Below are 22,836 nucleotides of genomic sequence, written 5' to 3'. Positions count from 1 at the left end.
GGTGTTACCCGGTTGTTAATACTTCGTCCATGCTGCCGGAACGGTAGCCTTCGAGATCGAGCGTGACATAGGCAAACCCGATCGCTTTGAAGGTTTTTGCAAGTTTTTCCTGTATTGCCAGCAGTTTTTGGAGATCGTCGTTCACGATCTCGATCCGGGCAATACCCCCGTGCATCCTGACCCGGCACTGGGAAAAACCACTGGTGTGCAGGAATGCTTCTGCCTTTTCGATCATGGCCAGTTTTTCAGCAGTGATCTCATCGCCATAGGGAATGCGGGAGGAGAGGCAGGCGGCTGACGGCTTGTTCCAGAACGATAAGCCATAAGCACGTGCAATCTCCCGTATGTCTGCCTTGGTGATCCCGGCATCTAAGAACGGATGGGAGATCCCTTCTTCCGTGCTTGCTAAAAGCCCGGGCCGGTGTTCACCCGTATCGGAGAGATTGATACCATCGGCAATGCAGGCAAAGTGTAGTTCCTCTTTTCGCCGTTTTAGCATTTCGGCTGAATTTTTCTTGCACCAGTAGCACCGCTCAGCAGGATTTTTCACAAACCGTTCATCACCCATGACGTGAACGGGAAGGATCTCCAGCGCCAGATGATAATCCTGCGCAATCTGTCGTGCCTCTTCAATCGCGGTACGCGGGACCACCGGGCTGTCGAGCATGATACACCGGGCATTGCTGCCCAGCTGCTCAGTTGCAAGCACTGCCAGCAGGGCGCTGTCCACACCCCCGGAATAGGATATGAGCATCGATCTCCTGGATGCGATTATTTTCTTAAGCGCCTGCGTCTTTTCATGGGTATTCATGGATGCACCGGAATTGCCATACACAATCGAATAGGATACGGATTAAAAAATTATGAACCGCACCGTTCAGGAGCCGGCTCGGCACATCCGCCCTCGCCTTCACGCAGCTGGCGGCAGATCGCGCAGATCCGTTCGATAACCCTGACCTCTTTTTTGTCAACCAGGTCCTGCGCCAGTAAGGCGATGGATTTTTTCACGTCGTCTTCGAATTCGATCCGGTACCCGCGTTTACCGGAGAGGTACTGGGAGACTGCGGACGGTGCAATCTCGAGCATTCGCGCCGCTTCTACCTGGGAGACCCCGCACTTGACGAGCTCCACGGCGATTGCCGCCCGGATCGCCGGCAGGACATCCCACACTATTTTCTGACAGGGTGCTTCCATGGTATCACAACGTTTAAGTTATCACAATTGTCACATAATATATTGTATTCACAATTGTGAATTAAGCCGGGAAACCACAAATATCTTTGGAATCCGGGGACTTTTTCGGTTCGCCCGAACAAAGAGCGTGGTTTTCCGGCAGGTATGAGTGGGAAAGAATAATCTCACTATCGGTAAACATAATCAGGTACGAGAAAAGCCATGGGAGCCCAACGCACAATCTACATGGATCATTCCGCAACCACGTTTGTAAAGCCGGAGGTGGTAAAGGAAATGATCCCCTACTTCACGGAACATTTCGGCAACCCGTCATCCATCTACGGCATTGCCCGCGAATCAAAAAAAGCGGTCGATGCCGCACGGGCGCAGACGGCAAAGGCGCTGGGCGCGGATCCGGACGAGATTTATTTTACCTCGGGCGGGAGCGAGTCGGATAACTGGGCGATCAAGGGAGTGGCGTTTGCGAACCGTAAGCGGGGCAACCATATCATCACCACGCAGATAGAGCACCACGCAGTGCTGCACACCTGCCAGTATCTCGAAAAGGAAGGTTTTGAAGTCACCTACCTCCCCGTCGACCAGTACGGGCTGGTGGATCCGGCAGTGCTCGAAAAAGCGATCACGGAAAAGACGATCCTGATCTCGATCATGTACGCGAACAACGAAATCGGGACGATCGAACCGATCGCCGAACTCGGCGCGATTGCCCGCAAACACAAGGTGTACTTTCATACCGATGCGGTCCAGGCAATCGGCAGCGTACCGATTGACGTAAAGGCGCAGAACATCGACCTGCTCTCTCTCTCCGCCCACAAGTTCTACGGGCCCAAAGGGACCGGGGCGCTCTACATCAAAAAAGGTGTCCGGATCGACAACCTGATCCACGGCGGCGGCCAGGAGCGGAGGCGCCGTGCGGGTACGGAAAATATTGCCGGCATTGTCGGCCTGGGAAAAGCAATCGAGATGGCAACTGCAGATATCCCGGGACATGCTGCAAAGATCCGCGCAATGCGGGACCGGCTCATCAGGGGCGTTCTTGCCACCATACCCCATACCCGGCTCAACGGTCACCCGGAAAAACGGCTTGCAGGGAACTTCAACGTGAGTTTTGAGTTTATCGAGGGCGAGTCCATGCTCCTGTGGCTGGACGATGAGGGCATCTGCGCCTCCACCGGGAGTGCCTGCACCTCGGGTTCACTCGAACCGTCGCATGTGCTGCTCGCAACCGGTCTCCCGGTTGAGATATCGCACGGCTCGCTCCGGCTCACGCTCGGCGATGCAAATACGGATACGGATGTAGATTTCGTGCTCAAAGTGCTTCCGAAAGTGGTTACAAAACTGCGGGACATGTCCCCGTTATACTTAAAGAGCGGAAAGGAAGGTGGCTGCAATGTACAGTGACACGGTGATGGATCATTTCAAGAACCCGCGTAATGTGGGCGAGATCGAAAACCCCGATGGTGTCGGAGAGGTCGGCAACCCGGTCTGCGGTGATATCATGAAGATCTTCTTAAAGATCGAGAACAACATTGTCACCGACGCAAAGTTCAAGACGTTCGGTTGCGGCGCGGCGATCGCATCGAGCAGCATGGCAACGGAACTCGTCCGGGGAAAGACGCTCGAAGATGCATGGGAGCTCTCGAATAAGGCGGTAGCCGAGGCGCTGGATGGACTGCCCCCGATAAAGATGCACTGCTCGGTGCTCGCAGAGGAAGGAATTCACAAGGCCATCAACGATTACCGCGTCAAAAAGGGGCTTGAACCGTGGGTGGAGAAGAATCCCCACCCGCATGAACACGAAGATATGACCTGCCAGCACTAAGGGCAGACGGTCACACGGGAACAAGAAGTCGTCAGGTGAGCTATGTTTTCACAACGGGAACTCGAACGATACAAGCGGCAGATGATCCTCTTTGGAGAGGAAGGCCAGGAGCGGCTGAAAAAGGCACATATCTTTATTGCCGGTGCCGGGGGACTGGGCTCACCGGTCTCCATCTACCTCGCTGTTGCCGGCGTGGGAACGATCACCATCGTCGACATGGACGTGGTTGACCAGTCGAACCTGAACCGCCAGATTCTCCATTTCGGCCGTGACATCGGGAGGAAGAAGACTGCATCGGCTGAAGAGAAGCTGCGGGAACTTAATCCGGATATCACGGTCAACGCGATCGATGCGAAGATCGAGGAATCGAACGCGGCAAAATTGATCGGGAACGCGGACGGGATTGTGGATGCGATGGACAATTACCCGACACGGTACCTGCTCAACGATGTCGCGATAGCAAAGGCAATCCCGCTCTTCCATGGGGGTATCCGTGGGTTCTATGGACAGGCAACCACGATCATTCCCGGCACTACTCCCTGCCTGAAATGTATCTTCCCCAAAGCCCCCCCTAAAGAAGTATTCCCGGTTGTCGGCGTGACACCGGGTATCATTGGTACGATCCAGGCAAATGAAGTGATCAAATACCTGACCGGCAGCGGGAAACTGCTGACAAACCGGCTCTTCATCTGGGACGGGATGGAAGCGCATGCGGAAGAGCTCTGCGTTGAACGCAATCCCGCCTGCGAAGCGTGCAGTGGCATGACAACAACAAAAACAGCGAGGAAGAAAAAATGACCGTTAAGATCCGATTTTTTGCACGTTTCCGCGAACTGCTCGGGACTGATATTGTAACAGATATACCCCCGGGGACGATGTTCACTTCCCTGATCACGACCATAGCCCGGAAAAATCCTGCAGGATATGCAGCCATCTTTGATGAGAACGGCGCCTTTCACGAGTTTGTCATCTTAATGAAGAACGGCAAACGGATCGATATTGCGGATGCGGCAAAGACGGCGATCGCAGACGGCGATGAGATCGCGGTCTTCCCGCCGGTTGCGGGGGGATAAAGGAGGTAGACCATGATCGCGATTCAGACTGACGATGTCGATATCGGGGCTCTCATCACTGCTGCAAAAAAGCCCGGTACGGGTGCAGTCGTCGTCTTCGATGGCGTTGTCCGTGACGATGAGATCACGGAGATGGAACTCGAAGCCTATGAGGAAATTGCGGTTAAGGAACTGGAGAAGATCGCTCATGATGCAACCCGGCAGTTCAGGCTCCTGCATGTCGATATCATCCACCGGATCGGAAGGCTCAAGGTTGGCGAGAATATCCTGATCATCGTGGTGAGTGCCGGGCACCGCCCCGAGGCATATGCCGGCTCCCGCTATATCATCGAAGAGATCAAGAAAGGGGTTCCCATCTGGAAGAAGGAACTGACAAAGGACGGGGGGCGGTGGGTGCCGGGCGAGCACGGGCACGGGAGCGGGAAACCCCGCTAACCCGCCCCGGATTTTGCTTTTATCAATCTTGTTCTGCCATCGATTACCGTGATGCGGGTCAGATCCTCCGCGCAATAACATCCAGCGCATCAAGCACGGTCCCTGCCTTGGGTTTCATGATGGCCACCGGCACATCCACAATCTTTTCGATCATTGATGCCAGGATTGGCGCACAGATGATCCCGGCGGCCCCGTCTTTTTCAGACATAACTGCGGCAATGATGCATTCCTCGATGGAATTTGCGGTATATCCCCGTATGAAATAGGTCTGGCCTTTTATGGCAATCTCCTGCCCCTCTATCTCGTCAAGAAGAAATTTTGCTGCAATCACGGCAATGAAGACCGGCAGCTTCGGTTCGAGCACCTGGACGATCTTTTTCACCGTCGACAGGCGCACATCTCCTTCACCGGAGGTGATCTTGTACAGCGTAGCCGCGGGGATTCCTGCCTTTTCCGCGAGCTCCTTAATGGTCATGTTCCTGCGGGCGAGCTCCTCCTCAAGCGCAGTCCGGAAGTCCGTTTCAAATACCCTTTTTAAGAACATTATACTATCATAGTATTAATCAAAATTAAAATATATCCTTTAATGGTAAAAATTTTTGAGTATAATGCAAACTTATATCCTACCAGGGTTCGATCTGGTAATTATGAGTCCCGGCACCATCAGCGAGATCACCATCCTTCCCGGCCATGATAAGCATGGGAACCCGGAATCGTTTGACCGCATTGTGATCCGCCCCGGGGACACCATATCCATAGTCGGACCTACGGGTTCGGGAAAAACCGCCTTCATCAACGACATCGAGGTATTTGCCTGCAATGATACCGCGACCGGAAGAACGGTACTGGTTAACGGGGAAATCCCAGCCGAAGAGTACGTGCGTGACCCCTCAAAAAAACCCATTGCCCTGATCACCCAGAATACCAAGTGCCTCGCGGACATGACCGTAGAGGCGTTTCTTGCCATGCATGTCCGGGCACGGAAGATGAGCGGATCGGCAATTGTTACCGGGACCATCGATCTGGCCAACCAGTTCACCGGGGAGCAGATACAGCCAGGCTGCCGGATCACGGCACTCTCCGGCGGCCAGACCCGCTCGCTCATGGTGGCCGACGCGGTCCTGATCAGTAATGCACCTCTTATCCTCCTTGACGAAGTGGAAAATGCAGGAATTTTCCGGGAAAAGGTGATCGAGGTCTTAAAAGAACACCAGAAATCGGTGATCTTTGTCACCCACGACCCGCTTGTGTCCCTGTTATCCGACCGGCGACTGGTCATGCGCCACGGCGGTGTCGAGAAGATACTCCAGCCGGATGGCCGGGAGATGCATATCCGGGAGATGGTAGCCCGCATGGATCTCACGCTGTGCCGGTTCCGGGAGCGGATCCGCGCCGGGGAACTCCTCACCGAAAAGGGGTTTACGGTATGAAACTTATCATCATTGCAGGACCCCCGAGTGCAGGAAAGACCGCAGTGACCCGCCAGATCGTCCGGCACTTCATTGACAGGAAAAAATGTGCTTTTTTAAAAATTGATGTTGTCAGGGCGTTTGAAGACGAAGAACTCCGGGACGAGTTCCATATCCCCGCCCGCAAGATCTATTCCGGGGACCTCTGCCCGGATCACACGGGAATTATGGTCTTGAAAGATGCCCTCGCGTGGGCTGAAGGACTGGGCACGGATATTTTTATTGTTGAAAGTGCCGGGCTCTGCCTTCGCTGTTCGCCGTATGTTACACAGTCCCTCGGGATTGTGGTCCTCTCAGCAGTCAGTGGTATGAACTCTCCGTTAAAGATGGGGCCCATGATCTCTCTTGCCGATGTTGCGGTGATCACAAAAACGGACCTTGTCTCCCAGTCAGAAAAGGAGGTGTTCCGCGAGAAGACCAAGGAAGTGGCACCGGCCATCGATATCATCGAGACAAACGCGATACAGGGGACCGGGCTCCGGTACCTTATGCGGTCTATCGATGCGCTTGCCGATATCGGGGATGCAAATACCATCATGCTTCGGGGTATCCCCCCGCTCGGGGTCTGCACCATCTGCGTAGGTAAACGGGAGATCGGTTGGCAGAACCATTTCGGGGTTGTCCGGAAACTGGACGGGGCAGACGATATATTCCGGGGTGACTAGGCTATGGACAACTGGCAGCCTCCCGGGAAGGACTGCGGTGCATGCGGTGCGAAATGTTGCGGGGATTTTCTGCTGATGGTAGGTAAGGGAACAAAGTCCCCGGCGGACTGCCCGTTTCATGGTACATCCACGCCAACCGTTGCCCTTGATGCACCTGCCCGTACAGGAACCGATGTGTGCGGGAGGGCTTATGATTTCATTATCGGCCCGCTTGCCGGGGAGCCGTCTGCGCGGAAGATCATCCTCCCGTTCCGGGCCGATCTGGTTGAACGATGGAATATTGTTGCGGGGGATATCGTGATCGGCCGGCCTATGGGGCAGGGCTGCCCGGTGCAGCATGTGCTCCGCGTGCTGGAGGCAAACCCGGTGACCGGTGTCCTCACCTGCCACACGGTCGGACCTCATGAGGCACGACTCGGTGGAGGAAAAGACGTGCAGGCATATCATGTCATCGGGTTCGAGGGGATGGCTGAGGTGGTGAAACGACGCCCGGAGTTCGGGTTCCGGCAGTTCTTCCTCCCCTCGTTCTGCATGATGCAGGTCGCCCATACCGGCGTTGTGAACATGGTGCTCGAGAAATCCACGGGCCTGCAGGTAAGAGTTGAGGATATCAGGATCCTCTAGGAGTACGGGATGAAGACCATCGACGGGATAAACAGGAAAATTGCCGAGGGCAATGCTGTCGTCTGTACTGCTGCGGAACTGAAACACCGCATCGCGGAGGGCGAAAAGGTCACCGCGGCCGATGTCGACGTGGTGACTACCGGGACATTCGGCGTGATGTCCGGCACGCTTGCTGTCCTGCACCTGCCGGTAACTGCCCCCGGCACCTTCCGCCACGCGGAAAAGGTCTGGCTGAACGGCGTGCCGGCAATACCGGGGCCTTGCCCGAACGAGGGGCTCGGGTCTGTCGATCTCGTGGTATACGGGACTGCCCGGGCAAGTGCCACGTATGGCGGGGGACACCTCTTCCGCGACATCGTTGCAGGAAAGGAGGTGGCAGTCGTAGTGGAATCGTCGCACAAACGGTTCTCCCGCACTGTGACGCTGGCCGATATGGGCCATGCCCGCCTGATCACCACGCGGAGCGCTTTTAAAAATTACCTTGCCGTCGTCAATACCCAGCCTGATCCCGTGCGGACCATCTTTTCTGTAAAGGAACTTACCGGCCCCTTCCGCGAGGCTTCAGTGAGCGGGTGCGGGGATATCAACCCGCTCCAGAACGATCCGGGCCTGAACGTGATCGGTACCGGGACAAGGATTCTTCTCAACGGGGGGACCGGTTACGTCATGGGCCCGGGCACCCGGAGCAGCCGGGAAAAACCCAACATTGCAGCATACGGGGATATGCATGCTATGATCCCGGAGATGATGGGCGGTTTTGTGACCGCGTTGGGTCCCGAGTGCAACACCTCGGTTGCCATTCCCATCCCTGTGCTTGACGATGAGATCCTTACCGGCCTCCGCATCACCAACGACCGCATACCGCTTCCTGTTGCCGATGTACGGGACCGGGTTCCCTTTGCCACTGCCAGTTACGCAGATGTCTGGGACGGTACGGATCCCGTCATCGCATTCTCACCCGGCGCCTGCGTGCAGTGCGATTCCTGCACGGCAGCGCAGATCTGTCCTACGGGTGCAATCACGCCCCAGGAAGGAATTGACCCCTTACTCTGCGTGAACTGCGGCACCTGCACCCGTGAATGCCCCGGAGGCGCATTCTCCGGAAACCTCGGGGCGATAACCGTGGGCACAACAACGGTCCCCATCACGCTCCGCCAGTCGGACCGTGCCCGGGCACTGCGTCTCTGCGGTCACCTCAAAGATCTGATCCTTGACCGTAAATTCAGCCTGACCGGCAAGGTGGAGGACCTCTGGTGAGTAACTATACCCTCCGCTGTGTCCTCTGCGGCGAGGAGGTGCCGGAGCACTATACTACAGCCTGCCCCCGGGGCCACCCCTCCCTCCTGCGGGCCGATTATGCTGAAAAGCAGTTGAATTTAACCAGGGCTCCCGGCATCTTCCGTTTCAGCAGCTGGCTTCCGATTCACGGCACGCTTCCGATAGATGCGGGCCCGGTCTGTTATCAGAGCGAAGCGCTGGCACGCGAGCTGGACCTTCCCCACCTGTATATCGGTTTCAACGGCTACTGGCCGGAGCGGGGAGGGACAATTTCCACCTGCTCGTTCAAGGAGCTCGAAGCCCTTCCGACCATGGTCCGGGTACAAGAGAACACGACCAAAACCCTTGTCATTGCATCCGCCGGCAATACCGCTCGTGCATTCCTCCAGGTCTCTGCCCTGACCGGGGTGCCCGTCGTGGTCGTGGTACCCGAGAAGGCCATCTCACGGCTCTGGACAACAATACCGGCCGAGAAGGCCTGCGTGATTGCAGTCCGGGGGGACTACACCGATGCCATCCGCTTCAGCCGCGAGGTGTGCTCCCTCCCCGGTTTCATCGACGAAGGCGGGGCGCGGAATGTTGCGCGGCGGGATGGTATGGGAACGGTCATGCTCGATGCAGCCGTCACGATCGGCCGCATGCCGGACTACTACTTCCAGGCTATCGGCAGCGGCACCGGGGGGATTGCTGCGTGGGAAGCTGCGGTCCGCCTCCGGGCTGACGGGCGTTTCGGCGCAGCGCTCCCGTCTCTCCACCTCAGCCAGAACCTCCCGTTCATCCCGATGGTTTCAGCCTGGAATGACCATCGGAGAGATCTGGCAGCGGAGACGGATATGCCGGATGCACAAACAGCCATATCCCGGGTCTATTCGGACGTTCTGACCAACCGCGAACCCCCCTATGCCATACCCGGCGGGGTATTCGATGCCATGGCGGCCACAGATGGCAGGATGTACGCGGTATCCAATGAAAAAGCCCGTGCGGCCGGGACCCTGTTTACGGAACTTGAAGAAATCGACCTCGACCCCGCTGCTGCGGTATGCACAGCCTCGCTCATCCGGGCGTGTGAGAGCGGCACTATCGATAAGAGCAGGACCGTGCTCCTGAATATCACCGGCGGAGGATATGAACGGGTGCGGAAAGATTATGCTCTTGTCCCGGTACGCCCGGCATTCTGTGTCCCGGCCGGCTCTCCGGCAGGGCAGGTGGCAAAAGAACTGGCGGAGATGGTAAACCATGTATGAAGACCTCGTTATCGATATCCTGAAAGAGCACGGTATCAACTGTATCGCGTCGATCCCGTGCGACAAGGCAAAAGACCTCTGTTTCATGCTGCCCGATCGCTTCGATCATGTCTGCCTTACAAGGGAAGAAGACGGGATCGGTGTCTGTGCCGGCCTCGCCCTTGCCGGCCAGCGGCCGGCAATGGTCATCCAGAGTTCGGGGCTGGGCAATTCCCTCAACGCGATCATGTCCCTGACAAAGACCTACGATCTCCCGCTTCCCATCATCGCGAGCTGGCGCGGGGTGCAGGACGAGGTGATACCAGCACAGGTGCCGTTCAATGCCGCGATCCCCAAGATCCTTGACGCGACCGGGATTCCCTACACAATCGTCCATACAAACGAAGAGTTCGGGAAGATCGGCGATGTGATTGAGGACGCATTTGTGCATTCGCGACCCCATGTGGCCCTCGTGCTCCCCAAAGCATGGGAAGGGACAGGGTCCTGCCGTGAGGAGTGCCTGCCCCCGTCCCGCGTACGGCAGGTCGTGGTCTCCTATGAACGGATCATCAGGGAACCGGTGATGACCCGGTTCGATGCCATCCGCGTCATTGCCCGACATCTTAAGGAGCAGGCCGTTGTCTCGAATATCGGGGTGCCCGGCAAGGAACTCTATGCCGCCCGCGACCGGCCCCTGAACTTCTACATGCTCGGCAGTTACACGCAGGCTTCGCCGCTGGGGCTCGGGCTTGCTGCCGGCTCAGAGCGCGATGTCTGGGTGATTGACGGCGACGGGAGTATCCTTGGGACCGGCATCCTGCCCGTTATCGGTGCCCGGCAGCCGGAGAACCTCACGATCTTCTGTCTCGATAATGGTGCGTTCGGCAGCACCGGCAACCAGCTCACCCCGGCATACCGGGACACGGACATCGAGCTGCTCGCCATCGCAGCGGGTTTCCGGTACACCGCAAAAGCCCAGTCGGAAGCGGAACTGGCAGCGGTTATCGGGGAACTCAAAAAGGGCCCGAACTTCGTCCATGTACTCCTGAAACCCGGCAATGCCGCGGTAAAGAATATCCCCCTCACCCCCCACGAGATCCGAGACCGGTTCTCGGCAGCGTTGAAAAATCCCCGGTGAATGGGAGGTTTTAGAGAAAATCTGCATTGGAGAAAACCTTTTTTCACGTACTCTATTACCTCCCTCTTGCGCCACCAGTCCCCCGTTGGGGGACGGGTGCAGTGCGATAGCCCGGGTAAGGTTACCGGTAATACGTTATCATCGCAAAAATCAATAGTGATCCGGGGGAACAGGCACGGTCCCCACCGTCAAAAAATTTTTGGTCTGATGCTAAAAAAACAATGTTAACTCAAAGCTTATTTTTACCGCACAACCTACCCAATCCCCAGCGTTTCCAGCCGCCGGCATGCCTCGACCAGCGTCTCGTCCTTTTTCGAGAAGGTGAACCGGAGTTTCGTCTCTCCCCCCTCGTGGTAAAACGAGCTTCCCGGTACCGCCGCAACCCCGGCCTTTTCCACGAGATAGCGGGCAAACTCTGTATCTTTCATGCCAAACCCGGCAATATCGGTGAAGATGTAGTAGGCACCTTCCGGCAGATTGCAGGCGAACCCGGCTTTCCTGAGCCCGGCAAAGAGGATCTTCCGTTTCCGGTCATATTCCTGCGCAAGCTCATGGTAATAGGATTCCGGCAGCCGGAGCGCTGCCACGCAGGCATGCTGGAGCGGGGCGGGTGCACCTACGGTTAAAAAATCATGGATCTTGCGGAGGCGTTCCGTGATCTCCTTACCTGCAAGTGCGTACCCGACACGCCACCCGGTGACGCTGTAGGTCTTGGAGAAACTCCCGATGGTGATAGTACGGTCGTGCATTCCATCCAGCGACCCGATCGAGACGTGTTTCCTGCCATCATAGAGAATATGCTCATAAATCTCATCCGTAATTGCGATCACGTTGTGGTCGATACAGAGGTCCGCAATGAACGCAAGTTCCTGTTGGGAAAAAACTTTGCCGGTCGGGTTGTTGGGAGTGTTGAGGATGATCGCCCGGGTTTTATTAGTGAACGCGGATTTCCAGGCCTCTTCATCGATGGAGAAATCATCCTTAAGCTGGACATACCGCGGCACCGCACCCGAGATCTGTGCGTCCGGCCCGTAATTCTCGTAGAACGGTTCAGGCACGATCACCTCATCGCCGGGCTGGATGATGGCGAGCATCGATGCCATCATCGCCTCGGTCGAGCCGCAGGTGACCGTGATCCCTGCCTGCGGGTCAAACTCCATCCCGTTGAATTGTTTCACCCGGGCAGCCAGTGCCTCGCGGAGGTCTTGTGCCCCCCACGTGATCGCGTACTGGTTGTAGTCCTCATTGACCGCTTTGCATGCCGCAATCTTCAGTTCAGCCGGGCAGGGAAAATCCGGAAAACCCTGCGCAAGGTTGATCGCGTTATGCTTCAGGGACAGCCGGGTCATCTCCCGGATCACCGATTCCGAGAAATTATCCGCCCGGGACGGATGAGTGGAAAAAAACTGTGCCATGGTATTGTTCCGTGATGACGGAGGGGTACCGGGCGTTGCAGGCTTCATACCCTATACGGTTGGCGCCCGGGAAAATAAGGTATCAGGTTTGCGATAAACAATGCCTGAAACATCTGCACATGCCCGCCCGTTGTGGTCCAATATTGCGATTAGGAGTGTCCCTGGTCCCTGCGATCGGTTTCCCCAAAGAGCCTCTTTCATTTGCTGTTTCCGGGACACGCCGTACATGAAAGTATTTGGTACGGGTAAGGGGTATGGGGTGCAGGGATTTTATGTCCGGCCCTGCACGAGCCGGATGAGATTCTCCCGCCCTTTTTTTACCTTCTGGATGATCCCTTTCCGGTGGAGGTTGTTGAGAGCGGAGCTCACCGTTGATTTGGGCAGATCAAGGGTTTTTACAATCTCCGACTGGTACTGCTCTCCCCCGCCGGCTTCGAGCAGCCGGGTGATCCTCTCTTCAAGGCCGGCCTCATCCGCTGCGGACAGGGGCGCTGCCGGTTCCTCCTGCTCTGCCTGCTCGTCCCGGCCTTCACGTATGTACTGCCCGGCCTCGCGTTTTGTTGCCCGGTATAAAATAAAGCCTGCAAAGACGGCGATGACAATAATCCCGGCGATCAGCGGGATGAGCGGGAATGCAGGTTTTTCGAGTACGACCCGGGGTTCACCGGGACTGAAGGATCGCAAACCATACCAGACAAGATCCTCGCGCTGCTGGTCGGGCGCCGGTTCCACCCGCGAGACGGTCCAGCCATAGGGGAACCGGATGATGAGGGTATTATCTTTTTCAAGGTACATCCCCCCGGAAAAAGCATCGCCGATCACGAGACTGCCGCCGTCAGGTTTGGCAAATCCCGACCAGCTGAACGAATAGATGACGATCCCGTACCTGCCCGTGGGGGAACTCTGGACAAGGGCGTTGCCGGTTACGTTGCTGATGGTCATGGGACGGGAGGCGGCGACCGAGGCCTGGACTGCGGAATGCTGCATCAGGTCCCTTACCTGCGGCAGGTAGACGGTCGGCAGGTCGCGGGTATAGTTATCGAACGCCAGCAGGTCGTCATCGGATGCAAGGAGCGTGCGGTACTCCAGCTGCCAGAGGGCAGAGCCGTCTTCCTGGACCGTGATCGTGTATGTTGTGGTGTATGAAGGGACCGGGGCTGCTACGGTGCCTGCCGGTAAAACGCACACCAGCAGTATTGCCAGTAAAAGAAGGCGCTTTTCGGTTACCGATCTCATGGGGCCACGTGCCTGAGGAATACTATCACATCCGGGTATTAAAAAATGCATAACCCGGTGGATGCCGGGTCATGCTCCGTTTTCCTTCCTGTATCGTATTACTTGTTCGGGGAATTGCCTTTTCCCTTGGTATCCGCATTGCCGCTGTTGCCGTTATTACCACTGTTGCCGGCCTGCTTATCATCGGATTGGTGGCCCTGCTGCTCCCTGGTCACGGTTACGGTCTGGGTCGGCTGGGTTGTGGCTGGTGCGATAGTGTCCGATACCGGTTTCTTGTTCTGGTTCTTTTCCTGTTCAGTCTGCTGTTCCTGTTTGTCTGTCACCGATGGCTGGGTGTGGGTTTCGTTTGGCTGCGTGGTCATGGTCGGTTTCCCGTTACGCTCCATCTCTTTCTGCTCGAGCCCGATTGCCCTGAGTATGGTCTTATTGTTCTTGTCAGTAGTACGGCCGAACTTTACCGCAGTCTTTTCTGCAAACTTCTCCTGCAGCTGGAGGCTGTTGCTGTACGCCCGCTGGAGACCCGTGTTGTTCGGGTGGCTGAACAGGAGGTTTTCCAGTACGAACTGGTGTTTTGCTATCTGTTCCTGTGCATGGAGGAGCCCGGTGGCATTGGACCCGAACGGGGCGATGGTGGACTGGGTGAGGTTCATCTTCTGCCAGTAGAGATCGAGGGCCTGCCGGACTGAATCGGACTGGTTCAGTTCGAGCGCCCGGCGCACTTCTGCAATGCGGAGCCGTGCGTGGCCTACCTGCTTGTCCACCCGTTCGCTCTGGTTTGAGGTGAAGGATTCATCAAGGTCCTCCAGGGTGATCTTTAATCCGTACAGGGGGCTGCCTGCACCGATCGGCCCGTCATAGGGCTGGATGTCATCGGCCAGTACAGTATCTGAAACATTGGTTGCCGATGTGTCATCCTGTGCTGCTGCAATGCCGTTGAGGCAGAGCAGGCCGAGCACGAGAAGACCCGTGAATACTATCTTGCTGGTTTTCATGTTCGTTTTCTCCAAATCCGGCGCTTGCCGTTTGCATCTATGTTGCATGTGCAGGGGCATAAGGGTCGTGAAAATCCGAGAGTTTCCTGTCCGTCCGTGCAGTCATGATTTGTTCCGGGATTGTTCCGGACGGTTTTGTTTTGCAATCGGGGGCTGGTTCTGGGGGAAAAGGATCTGGGTGATTTGGCGGGATTTTTTTGTGTACTGGGGGGTTGTGGGGCGTTCCGCGCTGTGATGGGCAGGGGTCTGTGCCGCAGTTGGTATGGGGGGGTGGGGGGTCCCCCTCTCGAATTTTGGAGAGGGGAGGATCTCCCGGTCGAATAATGCAGAGATGAGTTTGCGAGAATACCTTTATATAGACCTCAGCATAGTAACGATTACTTTGGCAAATCCCGGCACATTACATCAGTTGGTACGGAAAACGGCCGGAGCAAAGGGGTATTAACATGAAACAGAACGGCGGTTTAATGCAACGGGCTATTGTTGTGAGTATCCTGATGGCCCTCATCTGCCTTGGAATTGTTGGGATGGTTGCAGCAGTCGACAATGATATGATGGACAATTGCCGACAACTTGCAGCGGGAAATGGGACTTCCGGGTATTGGCCGGGAATGATGGGTGCCGGGGGTGTACAGATGATGGAGTCTGTCGAGATCAATGCGATGGGGGGTCCCATGCACGATGAGATGCAGGGGCTCGTTACGAAGATGATGGCCGGCAGTCTCAGTGCAACGGACCAGGGCCGCATGATCGATATCATGAACAAGTATCCCGGCGCCTCGAACATGATGATGACCCGGATGATGGGCGGCACCGGGCTGGGCGGGAGTGGCTACCAGGGCATGATGGGAGGGTATGGAACAACCGGTGCGGCCGGCATGATGAACACCGGGTTCATGTCACTCGGAGTGATTCTGGTAGTCCTGTTCTTCGTGGTCTGGCTGATTGCCGGAATACTCCTGATCATCTGGCTCGTAAAACAACTCCAGAAAGATAAAATCGCCCTATAATTTTTACGGGGAGATTTTCTGGCGGAATGGGAGATATGATACGATGAAGCAGGAACATAAAACCACGGGCACTCGCATACATCTGCAATTACATTGCACAAGGAGATAAAACAGCATGAAAAACAATGAGATAATCCGGGAGGGTTGGTTATAATGGGTTGCTGCGGTGGAGACATGAGCGGCATAGGTGCATGGTTCAGGAGGCTTGGCATCTACGGATACATCCTGATTGGATTACTGATAGTAATTGCAGCATACTTTATCATTGAACATAAGGCACATCTTGCAGCATATTCAACGATCATCTTCCTTGTGATTTTCATCGGATTGCACCTTGTCATGTGCGGCATGGGACACGGCAGTCACGGGGGACGGAGTGGGGGAAGCTGCGGAGGATCGCATGGGGAAGAGCAACAAAAGGAATCTGGTAAGGAAGCCGGAACGGGAACCGGAGACGACGAGGACAATAAAAAGAAAGATGGTAGTTGTCACTGATAATGGAGGAGAGGAGAGATAAAATCCCTTATCCGGGCGGATATGATCAAATAGCGGTACTACTGATAATCATTGGACAAGGGAAAAGGGGACGGTGAAATATTGTGACGGTAAAAAATGAACGTGTCCTTACCATAGGGACAATTCTTTTGAGTATCGGCATTTTGCTGGTGAGCGGACTGACCTCTTCGATTATCTGGGGACTGCTGATGATCTGTATCATTGCAGGTGTCTATTTTTTCCTGTTATACCGGTAATCTGCATCAAGAAAAACCGGTCGTGGATCGGTTGCGAACTCGGCAAAGCTGAATGAGACACACGATGCAGTCTGCAGTCCGCCCGTCCCTGATTTTCGCCAATAAAAAATTACGCTTTTTTCTCTTCCTCAAACTTATAACGTTTCAGCAACGCAGCATTCCCGACAACGGTCAGTGATGATAACGCCATTGCCGCTGCTGCAATGATCGGGTTCAGGAGCCCGACTGCTGCGACCGGGATCGCGAGCGTGTTGTAGGCAAGCGCCCAGAATAGATTCTGTTTGATCTTACGCATGGTCGCCTTCGAGAGCTTGATACCCTTTACCACATCGCGGAGGTCGTCCCGAATCAGCACAATCCCGCCGGTCTCTTTTGCCACGTCCGACCCGCTGCCGAGTGCAATCCCGATATCGGACTGGGCAAGCGCTGGTGCATCGTTGATCCCATCCCCGACCATGGCGACCACCTTCTTCTCTGCCTGCAGTTTTTTGATCACATCGGCTTTCTCACCGGGCAGGACATTTGCGATCACTTTTTCGATGCCTACCTGTGCGGCAATGGCATGGGCAGTCCGCTCGTTATCCCCGGTCAGCATGATTGTCTCTACGCCAATGGCCTTGAGTTCCTTCACGGCCTCAACAGCATTCTCCTTTAACGTATCGGCGACCGCGATGATCCCGCTGATGGTACCGTTCACGGCCACAAGCATTGCGGTCTTGCCCTGTACTTCGAGTGCCTGGATCTGCTGCTCGTACTGTGCGACAGAGATGCTGTTTACTTCTATCAGCCTGCGGTTGCCGACAAGAACAGTCTTTCCCCCGACAGTCACTTTGATCCCGTGACCCGGTACCGCTTCGAAGGATTCGGCACTGGTGACTTCGAGGCCGCGCTCCTTTGCTCCCCGCACGATCGCTTCACCAAGCGGGTGTTCTGAGCCCTGCTCGGCAATGGCAGCAAACCGCAGTACTTCGTTGGGGTTCTCCGCGATGATATCGGTGACCGAAGGTTCGCCTTTTGTCAGCGTGCCGGTCTTGTCAAATACCACGGTGGTGAGTTTCTCCGCCCGCTCAAGGTATTCCCCGCCCCGGATCAGGATGCCGGCCTCTGCACCTTTTCCCACGCCGACCATGAGGGCTGTTGGCGTGGCAATCCCGAGCGCACACGGGCAGGAGATGATAAGGACCGCGACGAATGCGAGCAGTCCTGCGGTAAAGTTCCCGAGGATTACCGCCCAGGTAAAGAAGGTAAGAATCGCGACTGCGATCACCACCGGGACAAAATACTCTGCTACCTGGTCCGCGAGCCGCTGGATCGGAGCACTGGATGCCTGTGCCTCCTCCACCATGTGGACGATCTGCATCAGGGTTGTATCGTGCCCGACCTTGGTGGTCCTGAACTTCAGCATCCCCATCTTGTTCATCGTTGCCCCGATCACCGGGTCGCCGGGTTTCTTCTCTATCGGGATGCTTTCGCCGGTGATCATCTTTTCGTCCACTGCGGACTGCCCTTCAATCACCACACCATCGGTCGGTATCTTTTCCCCAGGCCGGACGACGACGATCTCATCCACCATGAGCATCTCGGCCGGAATCTCCTCCTCAACACCTTTCCGGATCACGCGTGCCGTGCCGGGCCGGAGATCCATGAGGGCCCGGACTGCCGCAGACGTGCTCTGCCGCATGTAGTCTTCCATGAATTTCCCCAGCAGGACGAATGCGATAATGACGGCTGCGACTTCGAAGTATACGTCGTTGGTCTTGACCGGGAGCACCGTAGGGAAGAACAGGACAAATACGCTGAAGAGATACGCGGTGGTCGTGCCTATTGCGATGAGGACATCCATGTTCGCCCGGTGGGACTTGAGCGCCGAATACGCTCCCTTGTAAAAGCCCCAGCCACCGATGATCTGGACCGGGGTGGTCAGCAGGAAGAGCCAGTATCCCCACGTGAAGTACGGGAGCTCAGGGATCGGTGCCCAAGTGACGAGCGTGGCCCCAGCGGCGAGAGAAAGCGTTGCCACAACACGGAGCAGGGCAAGCACCGCAACTGCCGACACGGCAACGGCAACCCGGGTCTTCATACTCTTGAGCTCTTTTTCCGGGTCCTCAAAGGCCAGTGCACAACTTTCCATGCAGAAATAATACGTCCTGCCGCCGATCACCCGTTTTATCGAGGTCTCTTCGTCCACTTCCATGCCACAGACCGGGTCTTTTGCCATGGTTCACATCCTGCTGGTTTTTTTCATCGGATCTTTCCCATCGTTTGAGTTCCCTTACAGGAATCGATGATGAGCCATGCAACGTCCATCTACATAATCTGTTGGATATCGGCGAATTTCCGGTCATTTCCCCGCCACGGCCAAACATCAGAGGTACTTCCTGACAGTGTTGCGAGATGGATGAGAGGATCCGTACCGCGTTAAATCCACCGCATTTTGTTGTCCATGCATTTCATTGATGCTACATGATCCGGGAACCAGTCCGTAGTCTATCGAGCTAACCGCACAGTTAGCTGAATGATGCGGCAAACTCGACCGGGGCTTCGATCTCGCGGGTATACGCGACAAGCTCCTGCGGTTCGAGTTTCCGGATCGTCCGGATACCTCCCTGGATCGCCCGCATGTGGCGCACTGCCTCGACCACGTTGCCGGTGCCGGTCTCGCCTTTCGTTCGGATCATGGCCGCTCCTTCATTGATGCGGCGAAGCACCTCGCCAAGGTTCCGGGCACCGCACACGAACAGGACGGTGAATTTTGTCTGCATGCACTGTGCCGGGGAGTATTGCAGAGAAGGGTGAAAGGTGATACTATACTAAAAAGCAAGTATGCAGGTTAAGGGACCCTGAGGTAAAATAAGTCCAATTGGGGCTCCTTTTCTCTTCCCTATATGCCGGTCAATACCGGAAAAACCCGTAAAACCGTCCGTTTCCGGCCCTGGGGGAAATATGCCCGATATTCGACCGGATTGCCGAAAAACGGGAGGAAACGCCCTCATATAATGGCCCCCAAAGGCCCTTAAATCGAGGCTTTTTTCGCCACCTGGTTTAGCCCATTGGACCTTAGAAACCCTGCCGGAATGCGAATATGAGGGTCGTTTTTTCCGGAGAGGTGATGAAAAATTGAATTGGCGAAAACACCCTTCTTTTCGTTCTGACCGTGCTACCTATCCAGCGAAAAAAGGTGCTGCCGGAAGCCCGCTAAATTGCAGGGGTAAAAACCATTTTGTAGGGTTATTTCCCCAAAAACTCCGAATAAAACAGTATTTTTCGTAAGCGTGGACACCAATTCCACTCCGCCAAAAATCGCCTTGCCCGGATTGGCAAATGGAGCATTTTACGGGCGTATTCGGGATGAAGTCTTCTGCGATCCCCAAGGATTTCTTAAAACTCAGCCGAAGCCAAAATCTATAAATATTCACAATTGTTATTATTATGAGGAAGTTCACAATCGTGAACACCCCATGCCAGAGTGGCGGACAGGCTACGCAGCTGACTGCAGATCAGCATAACCCGGTTCGATTCCGGGCTCTGGCTTTTCTTAAGGATGCAAAAATCCTGATGAAAAAAACTCACAGCGAATCTTTGAAAAAATGCCAGCGTGGCGGAGTGGTTACGCAGCTGACTGCAGATCAGCATATCCCGGTTCAATTCCGGGCACTGGCTTGGTGGAAAACCATGAGTATCAGAATCCAGAAAACATTCGAAGCGCTCTTTGCGTTAGAAGAGATCCGGGGGATCTTCCGCGAATCCTTACCAATCGGTCTGGATGCAGAAGAGGACGCGGTGTTCCGGCAGCGGATCGCCGACCTCAAAGCCATTGTTGCGGATCTCGAAGCTGGGACCGGCGCACCTAAGGTGACCAAAATCGCCGGCACCATCGATGTCCGGACCCGCGAAGAGGAATCGATCAATATCCAGCCGATCCAGGCCGCCGGGAGACTGACAACCGAGGCAAGGAAGGCCCTCATCTCGTACGGGGACGGGTACTCCACGTGTGACGCCTGCCGGAAACCGTTCCGGCTCGACAAGATTTCAAAGCCGGGCATTGCCGATTTCCATGACGATCTCGCAAAGTTCGTCAACATGGATCTCGCCCGGGTTGTGCCGGGAGCACGGCGCGGGTTCCAGGCAGTAGCCGGTACGCTGGTCGGAAAAGGCGATACGGTGATCGTATCAGCCCTCGCCCACTACACCGAGTTCCTCGCGGTTGAAAATGCCGGCGGCGTTGTCCGGGAAGTGCCGCTGAATGCACAGAACATCGTGACCGCAGAAGCCACGGCACAGAAGATCGAAGAGGTCAAAGCAGAGACCGGGAAACTTCCGGTGCTCACGATGATCGATCACTTCGATTACCAGTTTGCAAACGAGCACGATATTGCCGCGATTGCAAAAGTCTCCCACCAGTACGATATCCCGCTCCTGTACAACGGGGCCTACACGGTCGGCGTGATGCCGGTCGATGGGAAGAAGATCGGGGCAGACTTTGTCGTCGGCTCCGGACACAAGAGTATGGCCTCGGTCGCGCCGTCCGGAGTACTGGCGATGACTGAGGAATGGGCGCCAAAGGCGCTCCGGACAACCGCGATGGTTGGCGACCTGACGAAAAGGAAGTTCGGGATCAAGGAAGTCGAGATGCTCGGGTGCACGCTGATGGGCGGGACGCTGCTCTCGATGATGGCATCATTTCCCACGGTCAAAGCCCGGACCCTGAAGTGGAACGAGGAAGTGAAGCGATCGAATTTCTTCATCGACCGCATCCTGAAGATCGGCGGCAGCAGGGTGCTCTCGGAATACCCGCGCAAACACACGTTGACGAAGGTCGACACCACCGGCAGCTTCGATACCGTTGCACAGACTCACAAGCGTCGCGGGTTCTACCTTAGCGATGAACTCTCGTCCCGGGGAATTGTTGGCGAGTTTGCCGGCGCAACCCGGACCTGGAAGCTGAACACCTACGGCCTTTCCGATAAGAAGGTACGTTACCTCGCCGATGCTTTCTTCGAAGTTGCAGAAAAATACGGCCTGCCCGTATCATAAGAAGATCGTGCGTGCATCCTGATTGAAAAGAGACAAAAAACGGCTCCGGCAAAGACCTGAATGTTACCATCCCTCTCCCTCAAAGGAGAGAAAAATTTCCATGATAACCATCCCCTGAAATAAATCCATAAAGAGGAACCCCCCATGACAGAAAAGAAATTCCGCCTTGGAACAACCGCCCTCCATGCAGGGCAGGTGCCCGATCCGACAACCGGATCCCGGGTTGTACCGCTCTACCAGACCACATCGTACGTGTTTAAGAACACCGAGCACGCAGCAAATCTCTTCGGCTTGAGAGAGATCGGGAACATCTACACCCGGCTCATGAACCCGACTACCGATGTCTTCGAGAAGCGGATCGCCGCAATCGAAGGCGGGACCGGTGCATTAGCCACCGCATCGGGAGCCGCTGCCATCACGTACGCGATCCTGAACATCACCCTTCCCGGAGACGAAATTGTCTCGGCCGACAACCTGTACGGCGGCACGTACGAGTTCTTCCACTATACCCTCCCGAAGTTCGGGCGGCATGTCATCTTCGTGGACTCCTCAAAACCCGAAGAGTTCAGGAAAGCGATCACCGGTAAGACCAAGGCAATCTATGCAGAGACCGTAGGCAACCCGAAACTGGATGTCCCGGATTTCGAGAAGATTGCCAGGATAGCCCATGAAGCCGGCATTCCGTTCATCGTTGACAACACTACCGGTGTTGGCCTCGTCCGCCCCATCGACTACGGTGCGGATATCGTTGTCCACTCGGCAACCAAGTATATCGGCGGCCACGGGAACTCGCTCGGAGGTGTTATTGTCGACTCCGGAAAGTTTGCCTGGAATAATGGCAAATTTCCCGAGTTCACTGAGCCTGACCCGAGCTATCACGGCCTGAAATACTGGGAGGCATTCGGGAATTTCCCGGGCCTTGGCAATGTCGCGTTTGTCTTTAAAATCCGTGTCTCACTCATGAGAGACACCGGAGCCGTGCTCAGCCCATTCAATGCCTGGCTCTTCCTGATCGGTCTTGAAACGCTTCACCTGCGGGTTCCCCGTCACTCGGAAAATGCGCTTGCCGTAGCCCGGTTCCTGAAAGTGCACCCGAAAGTGGCATGGGTGAACTACCCGGGACTCCCCGATAATCCCAGCCATGAGCTCACGAAGAAATATCTCACCGGCGGATACGGCCCCCTTGTCGGTGTCGGCATAAAAGGGGGAGAGACGGCGTCGAGAAAGTTCATCGACAGCCTCAGGCTCTTTTCCAACCTCGCCAACATAGGGGACTCGAAAAGCCTCGTGATCCACCCGGCGTCCACAACCCACCAGCAGCTGACGGTTGAGGAGCAGAAAAAGACCGGGGTAACTCCCGATGCAGTCCGGCTCTCAATAGGTACCGAAGATATTGAGGATATCATCGCGGATCTGGAACAGGCTCTTGCCGGGGTATAATGAATCCTGTTGCTGTCAGATCCTTTGAAAATATCC

At 55.7% G+C, this 22,836-nt stretch carries 23 protein-coding genes, 2 tRNA genes and 1 pseudogene; 18 read left to right on the top strand and 8 right to left on the bottom strand.

Annotated elements, in window-relative coordinates; all coding sequences use genetic code 11:
* Positions 1 to 4: 4 nt before the first annotated feature.
* Positions 5 to 811, bottom strand: coding sequence for an ATP-dependent sacrificial sulfur transferase LarE (gene larE / locus WC593_09975; GenBank protein MFA4825466.1), 807 nt, complete (start codon positions 809 to 811; stop codon positions 5 to 7).
* A 50-nt stretch (positions 812 to 861) separates the two neighbouring features.
* Positions 862 to 1,194 carry a transcriptional regulator gene (locus tag WC593_09970; protein ID MFA4825465.1) on the bottom strand — a complete coding sequence of 111 codons (333 nt, stop codon included), beginning with the start codon at positions 1,192 to 1,194 and terminating at the stop codon, positions 862 to 864.
* Between the two features lie 201 nt (positions 1,195 to 1,395).
* On the opposite strand from WC593_09970, the gene nifS reads away from it, so the two are divergent.
* The 5 genes from nifS to WC593_09945 are packed head-to-tail and all read left to right on the top strand — an operon-like array spanning position 1,396 to position 4,524.
* Positions 1,396 to 2,595: a cysteine desulfurase NifS gene (gene nifS, locus WC593_09965; protein MFA4825464.1), complete on the top strand. Its 1,200-nt coding sequence runs from the start codon at positions 1,396 to 1,398 to the stop codon at positions 2,593 to 2,595.
* On the top strand, positions 2,585 to 3,016 hold the full coding sequence (gene nifU / locus WC593_09960; GenBank protein ID MFA4825463.1) for a Fe-S cluster assembly scaffold protein NifU: 432 nt from the start codon (positions 2,585 to 2,587) through the stop codon (positions 3,014 to 3,016). The genes nifS and nifU overlap by 11 nt, the downstream gene beginning before the upstream one ends.
* Positions 3,017 to 3,058: 42 nt before the next feature.
* Positions 3,059 to 3,814: a HesA/MoeB/ThiF family protein gene (locus tag WC593_09955; GenBank protein ID MFA4825462.1), complete on the top strand. Its 756-nt coding sequence runs from the start codon at positions 3,059 to 3,061 to the stop codon at positions 3,812 to 3,814.
* A complete protein-coding gene (locus WC593_09950) occupies positions 3,811 to 4,089 on the top strand; it encodes a ubiquitin-like small modifier protein 1 (protein MFA4825461.1) in 279 nt (92 codons plus the stop codon). The genes WC593_09955 and WC593_09950 overlap by 4 nt, the downstream gene beginning before the upstream one ends.
* A gap of 12 nt (positions 4,090 to 4,101) precedes the next feature.
* Positions 4,102 to 4,524: a molybdenum cofactor biosynthesis protein MoaE gene (locus WC593_09945; GenBank protein ID MFA4825460.1), complete on the top strand. Its 423-nt coding sequence runs from the start codon at positions 4,102 to 4,104 to the stop codon at positions 4,522 to 4,524.
* A 58-nt stretch (positions 4,525 to 4,582) separates the two neighbouring features.
* On the opposite strand, the gene WC593_09940 is transcribed toward WC593_09945, so the two are convergent.
* The gene (locus WC593_09940) at positions 4,583 to 5,068 is read right to left on the bottom strand and encodes a helix-turn-helix domain-containing protein (protein ID MFA4825459.1); all 486 of its coding nucleotides are present in this window, start codon (positions 5,066 to 5,068) and stop codon (positions 4,583 to 4,585) included.
* A gap of 103 nt (positions 5,069 to 5,171) precedes the next feature.
* On the opposite strand from WC593_09940, the gene WC593_09935 reads away from it, so the two are divergent.
* Genes WC593_09935 through comE form a run of 6 tightly spaced genes read left to right on the top strand, consistent with a single transcriptional unit; the run spans position 5,172 to position 10,921 of the window.
* Positions 5,172 to 5,954 carry an ATP-binding cassette domain-containing protein gene (locus tag WC593_09935; GenBank protein ID MFA4825458.1) on the top strand — a complete coding sequence of 261 codons (783 nt, stop codon included), beginning with the start codon at positions 5,172 to 5,174 and terminating at the stop codon, positions 5,952 to 5,954.
* The gene (locus tag WC593_09930) at positions 5,951 to 6,658 is read left to right on the top strand and encodes a GTP-binding protein (protein ID MFA4825457.1); all 708 of its coding nucleotides are present in this window, start codon (positions 5,951 to 5,953) and stop codon (positions 6,656 to 6,658) included. The genes WC593_09935 and WC593_09930 overlap by 4 nt, the downstream gene beginning before the upstream one ends.
* 3 nt (positions 6,659 to 6,661) lie before the next feature.
* Entirely contained in the window at positions 6,662 to 7,282 is a 621-nt protein-coding gene (locus WC593_09925; protein ID MFA4825456.1) for a (Fe-S)-binding protein, read from the top strand.
* 9 nt (positions 7,283 to 7,291) lie between these two features.
* Positions 7,292 to 8,539, top strand: a complete 1,248-nt coding sequence (locus WC593_09920; GenBank protein ID MFA4825455.1) for a methanogenesis marker 16 metalloprotein — start codon at positions 7,292 to 7,294, stop codon at positions 8,537 to 8,539.
* Complete coding sequence (locus WC593_09915) at positions 8,536 to 9,804, top strand: cysteate synthase (protein ID MFA4825454.1); 1,269 nt, start codon at positions 8,536 to 8,538, stop codon at positions 9,802 to 9,804. Before WC593_09920 ends, WC593_09915 begins: the two co-directional genes overlap by 4 nt.
* Entirely contained in the window at positions 9,797 to 10,921 is a 1,125-nt protein-coding gene (gene comE / locus WC593_09910; GenBank protein ID MFA4825453.1) for a sulfopyruvate decarboxylase subunit beta, read from the top strand. The genes WC593_09915 and comE overlap by 8 nt, the downstream gene beginning before the upstream one ends.
* A gap of 254 nt (positions 10,922 to 11,175) precedes the next feature.
* Here the strand turns inward: comE and WC593_09905 are convergent, their stop codons facing one another.
* From WC593_09905 to WC593_09895, 3 genes are all read right to left on the bottom strand, one after another.
* On the bottom strand, positions 11,176 to 12,384 hold the full coding sequence (locus WC593_09905; GenBank protein MFA4825452.1) for an aminotransferase class I/II-fold pyridoxal phosphate-dependent enzyme: 1,209 nt from the start codon (positions 12,382 to 12,384) through the stop codon (positions 11,176 to 11,178).
* Positions 12,385 to 12,606: 222 nt separating this feature from the next.
* Positions 12,607 to 13,572, bottom strand: a complete 966-nt coding sequence (locus tag WC593_09900) for a transcriptional regulator (protein MFA4825451.1) — start codon at positions 13,570 to 13,572, stop codon at positions 12,607 to 12,609.
* Positions 13,573 to 13,670: 98 nt separating this feature from the next.
* Complete coding sequence (locus WC593_09895; GenBank protein ID MFA4825450.1) at positions 13,671 to 14,564, bottom strand: DUF5667 domain-containing protein; 894 nt, start codon at positions 14,562 to 14,564, stop codon at positions 13,671 to 13,673.
* Positions 14,565 to 15,010: 446 nt separating this feature from the next.
* Here WC593_09895 and WC593_09890 point away from each other — a divergent pair, with 446 nt between their 5' ends.
* From WC593_09890 to WC593_09880, 3 genes are all read left to right on the top strand, one after another.
* Entirely contained in the window at positions 15,011 to 15,574 is a 564-nt protein-coding gene (locus tag WC593_09890) for a hypothetical protein (protein MFA4825449.1), read from the top strand.
* Between the two features lie 174 nt (positions 15,575 to 15,748).
* Positions 15,749 to 16,069, top strand: coding sequence for a DUF2933 domain-containing protein (locus WC593_09885; protein MFA4825448.1), 321 nt, complete (start codon positions 15,749 to 15,751; stop codon positions 16,067 to 16,069).
* Positions 16,070 to 16,173: 104 nt separating this feature from the next.
* Positions 16,174 to 16,326 carry a hypothetical protein gene (locus WC593_09880; GenBank protein ID MFA4825447.1) on the top strand — a complete coding sequence of 51 codons (153 nt, stop codon included), beginning with the start codon at positions 16,174 to 16,176 and terminating at the stop codon, positions 16,324 to 16,326.
* A 109-nt stretch (positions 16,327 to 16,435) separates the two neighbouring features.
* On the opposite strand, the gene WC593_09875 is transcribed toward WC593_09880, so the two are convergent.
* Positions 16,436 to 18,544 carry a heavy metal translocating P-type ATPase gene (locus WC593_09875; protein MFA4825446.1) on the bottom strand — a complete coding sequence of 703 codons (2,109 nt, stop codon included), beginning with the start codon at positions 18,542 to 18,544 and terminating at the stop codon, positions 16,436 to 16,438.
* 310 nt (positions 18,545 to 18,854) lie between these two features.
* A pseudogene (locus WC593_09870) lies at positions 18,855 to 19,085 on the bottom strand (pyridoxal 5'-phosphate synthase lyase subunit PdxS).
* A 701-nt stretch (positions 19,086 to 19,786) separates the two neighbouring features.
* Here WC593_09870 and WC593_09865 point away from each other — a divergent pair.
* From WC593_09865 to WC593_09850, 4 genes are all read left to right on the top strand, one after another.
* A tRNA-Cys gene (locus tag WC593_09865) sits at positions 19,787 to 19,857 on the top strand.
* A gap of 58 nt (positions 19,858 to 19,915) precedes the next feature.
* Positions 19,916 to 19,986 (top strand) — tRNA-Cys (locus WC593_09860).
* A gap of 12 nt (positions 19,987 to 19,998) precedes the next feature.
* Positions 19,999 to 21,360 (top strand): O-phospho-L-seryl-tRNA:Cys-tRNA synthase, encoded by a 1,362-nt coding sequence (gene pscS, locus WC593_09855; GenBank protein MFA4825445.1) that lies wholly within the window; start codon positions 19,999 to 20,001, stop codon positions 21,358 to 21,360.
* Positions 21,361 to 21,504: 144 nt separating this feature from the next.
* Positions 21,505 to 22,800, top strand: coding sequence for an O-acetylhomoserine aminocarboxypropyltransferase/cysteine synthase (locus tag WC593_09850; GenBank protein ID MFA4825444.1), 1,296 nt, complete (start codon positions 21,505 to 21,507; stop codon positions 22,798 to 22,800).
* Positions 22,801 to 22,836: the final 36 nt, after the last annotated feature.

It is taken from the genome of Methanoregula sp. (genome assembly GCA_041645435.1).
GTDB lineage: Archaea > Halobacteriota > Methanomicrobia > Methanomicrobiales > Methanospirillaceae > Methanoregula.
Note: the sequence above shows the minus strand (reverse complement) of the source record. Positions and strands in the feature narration are given on the sequence as shown.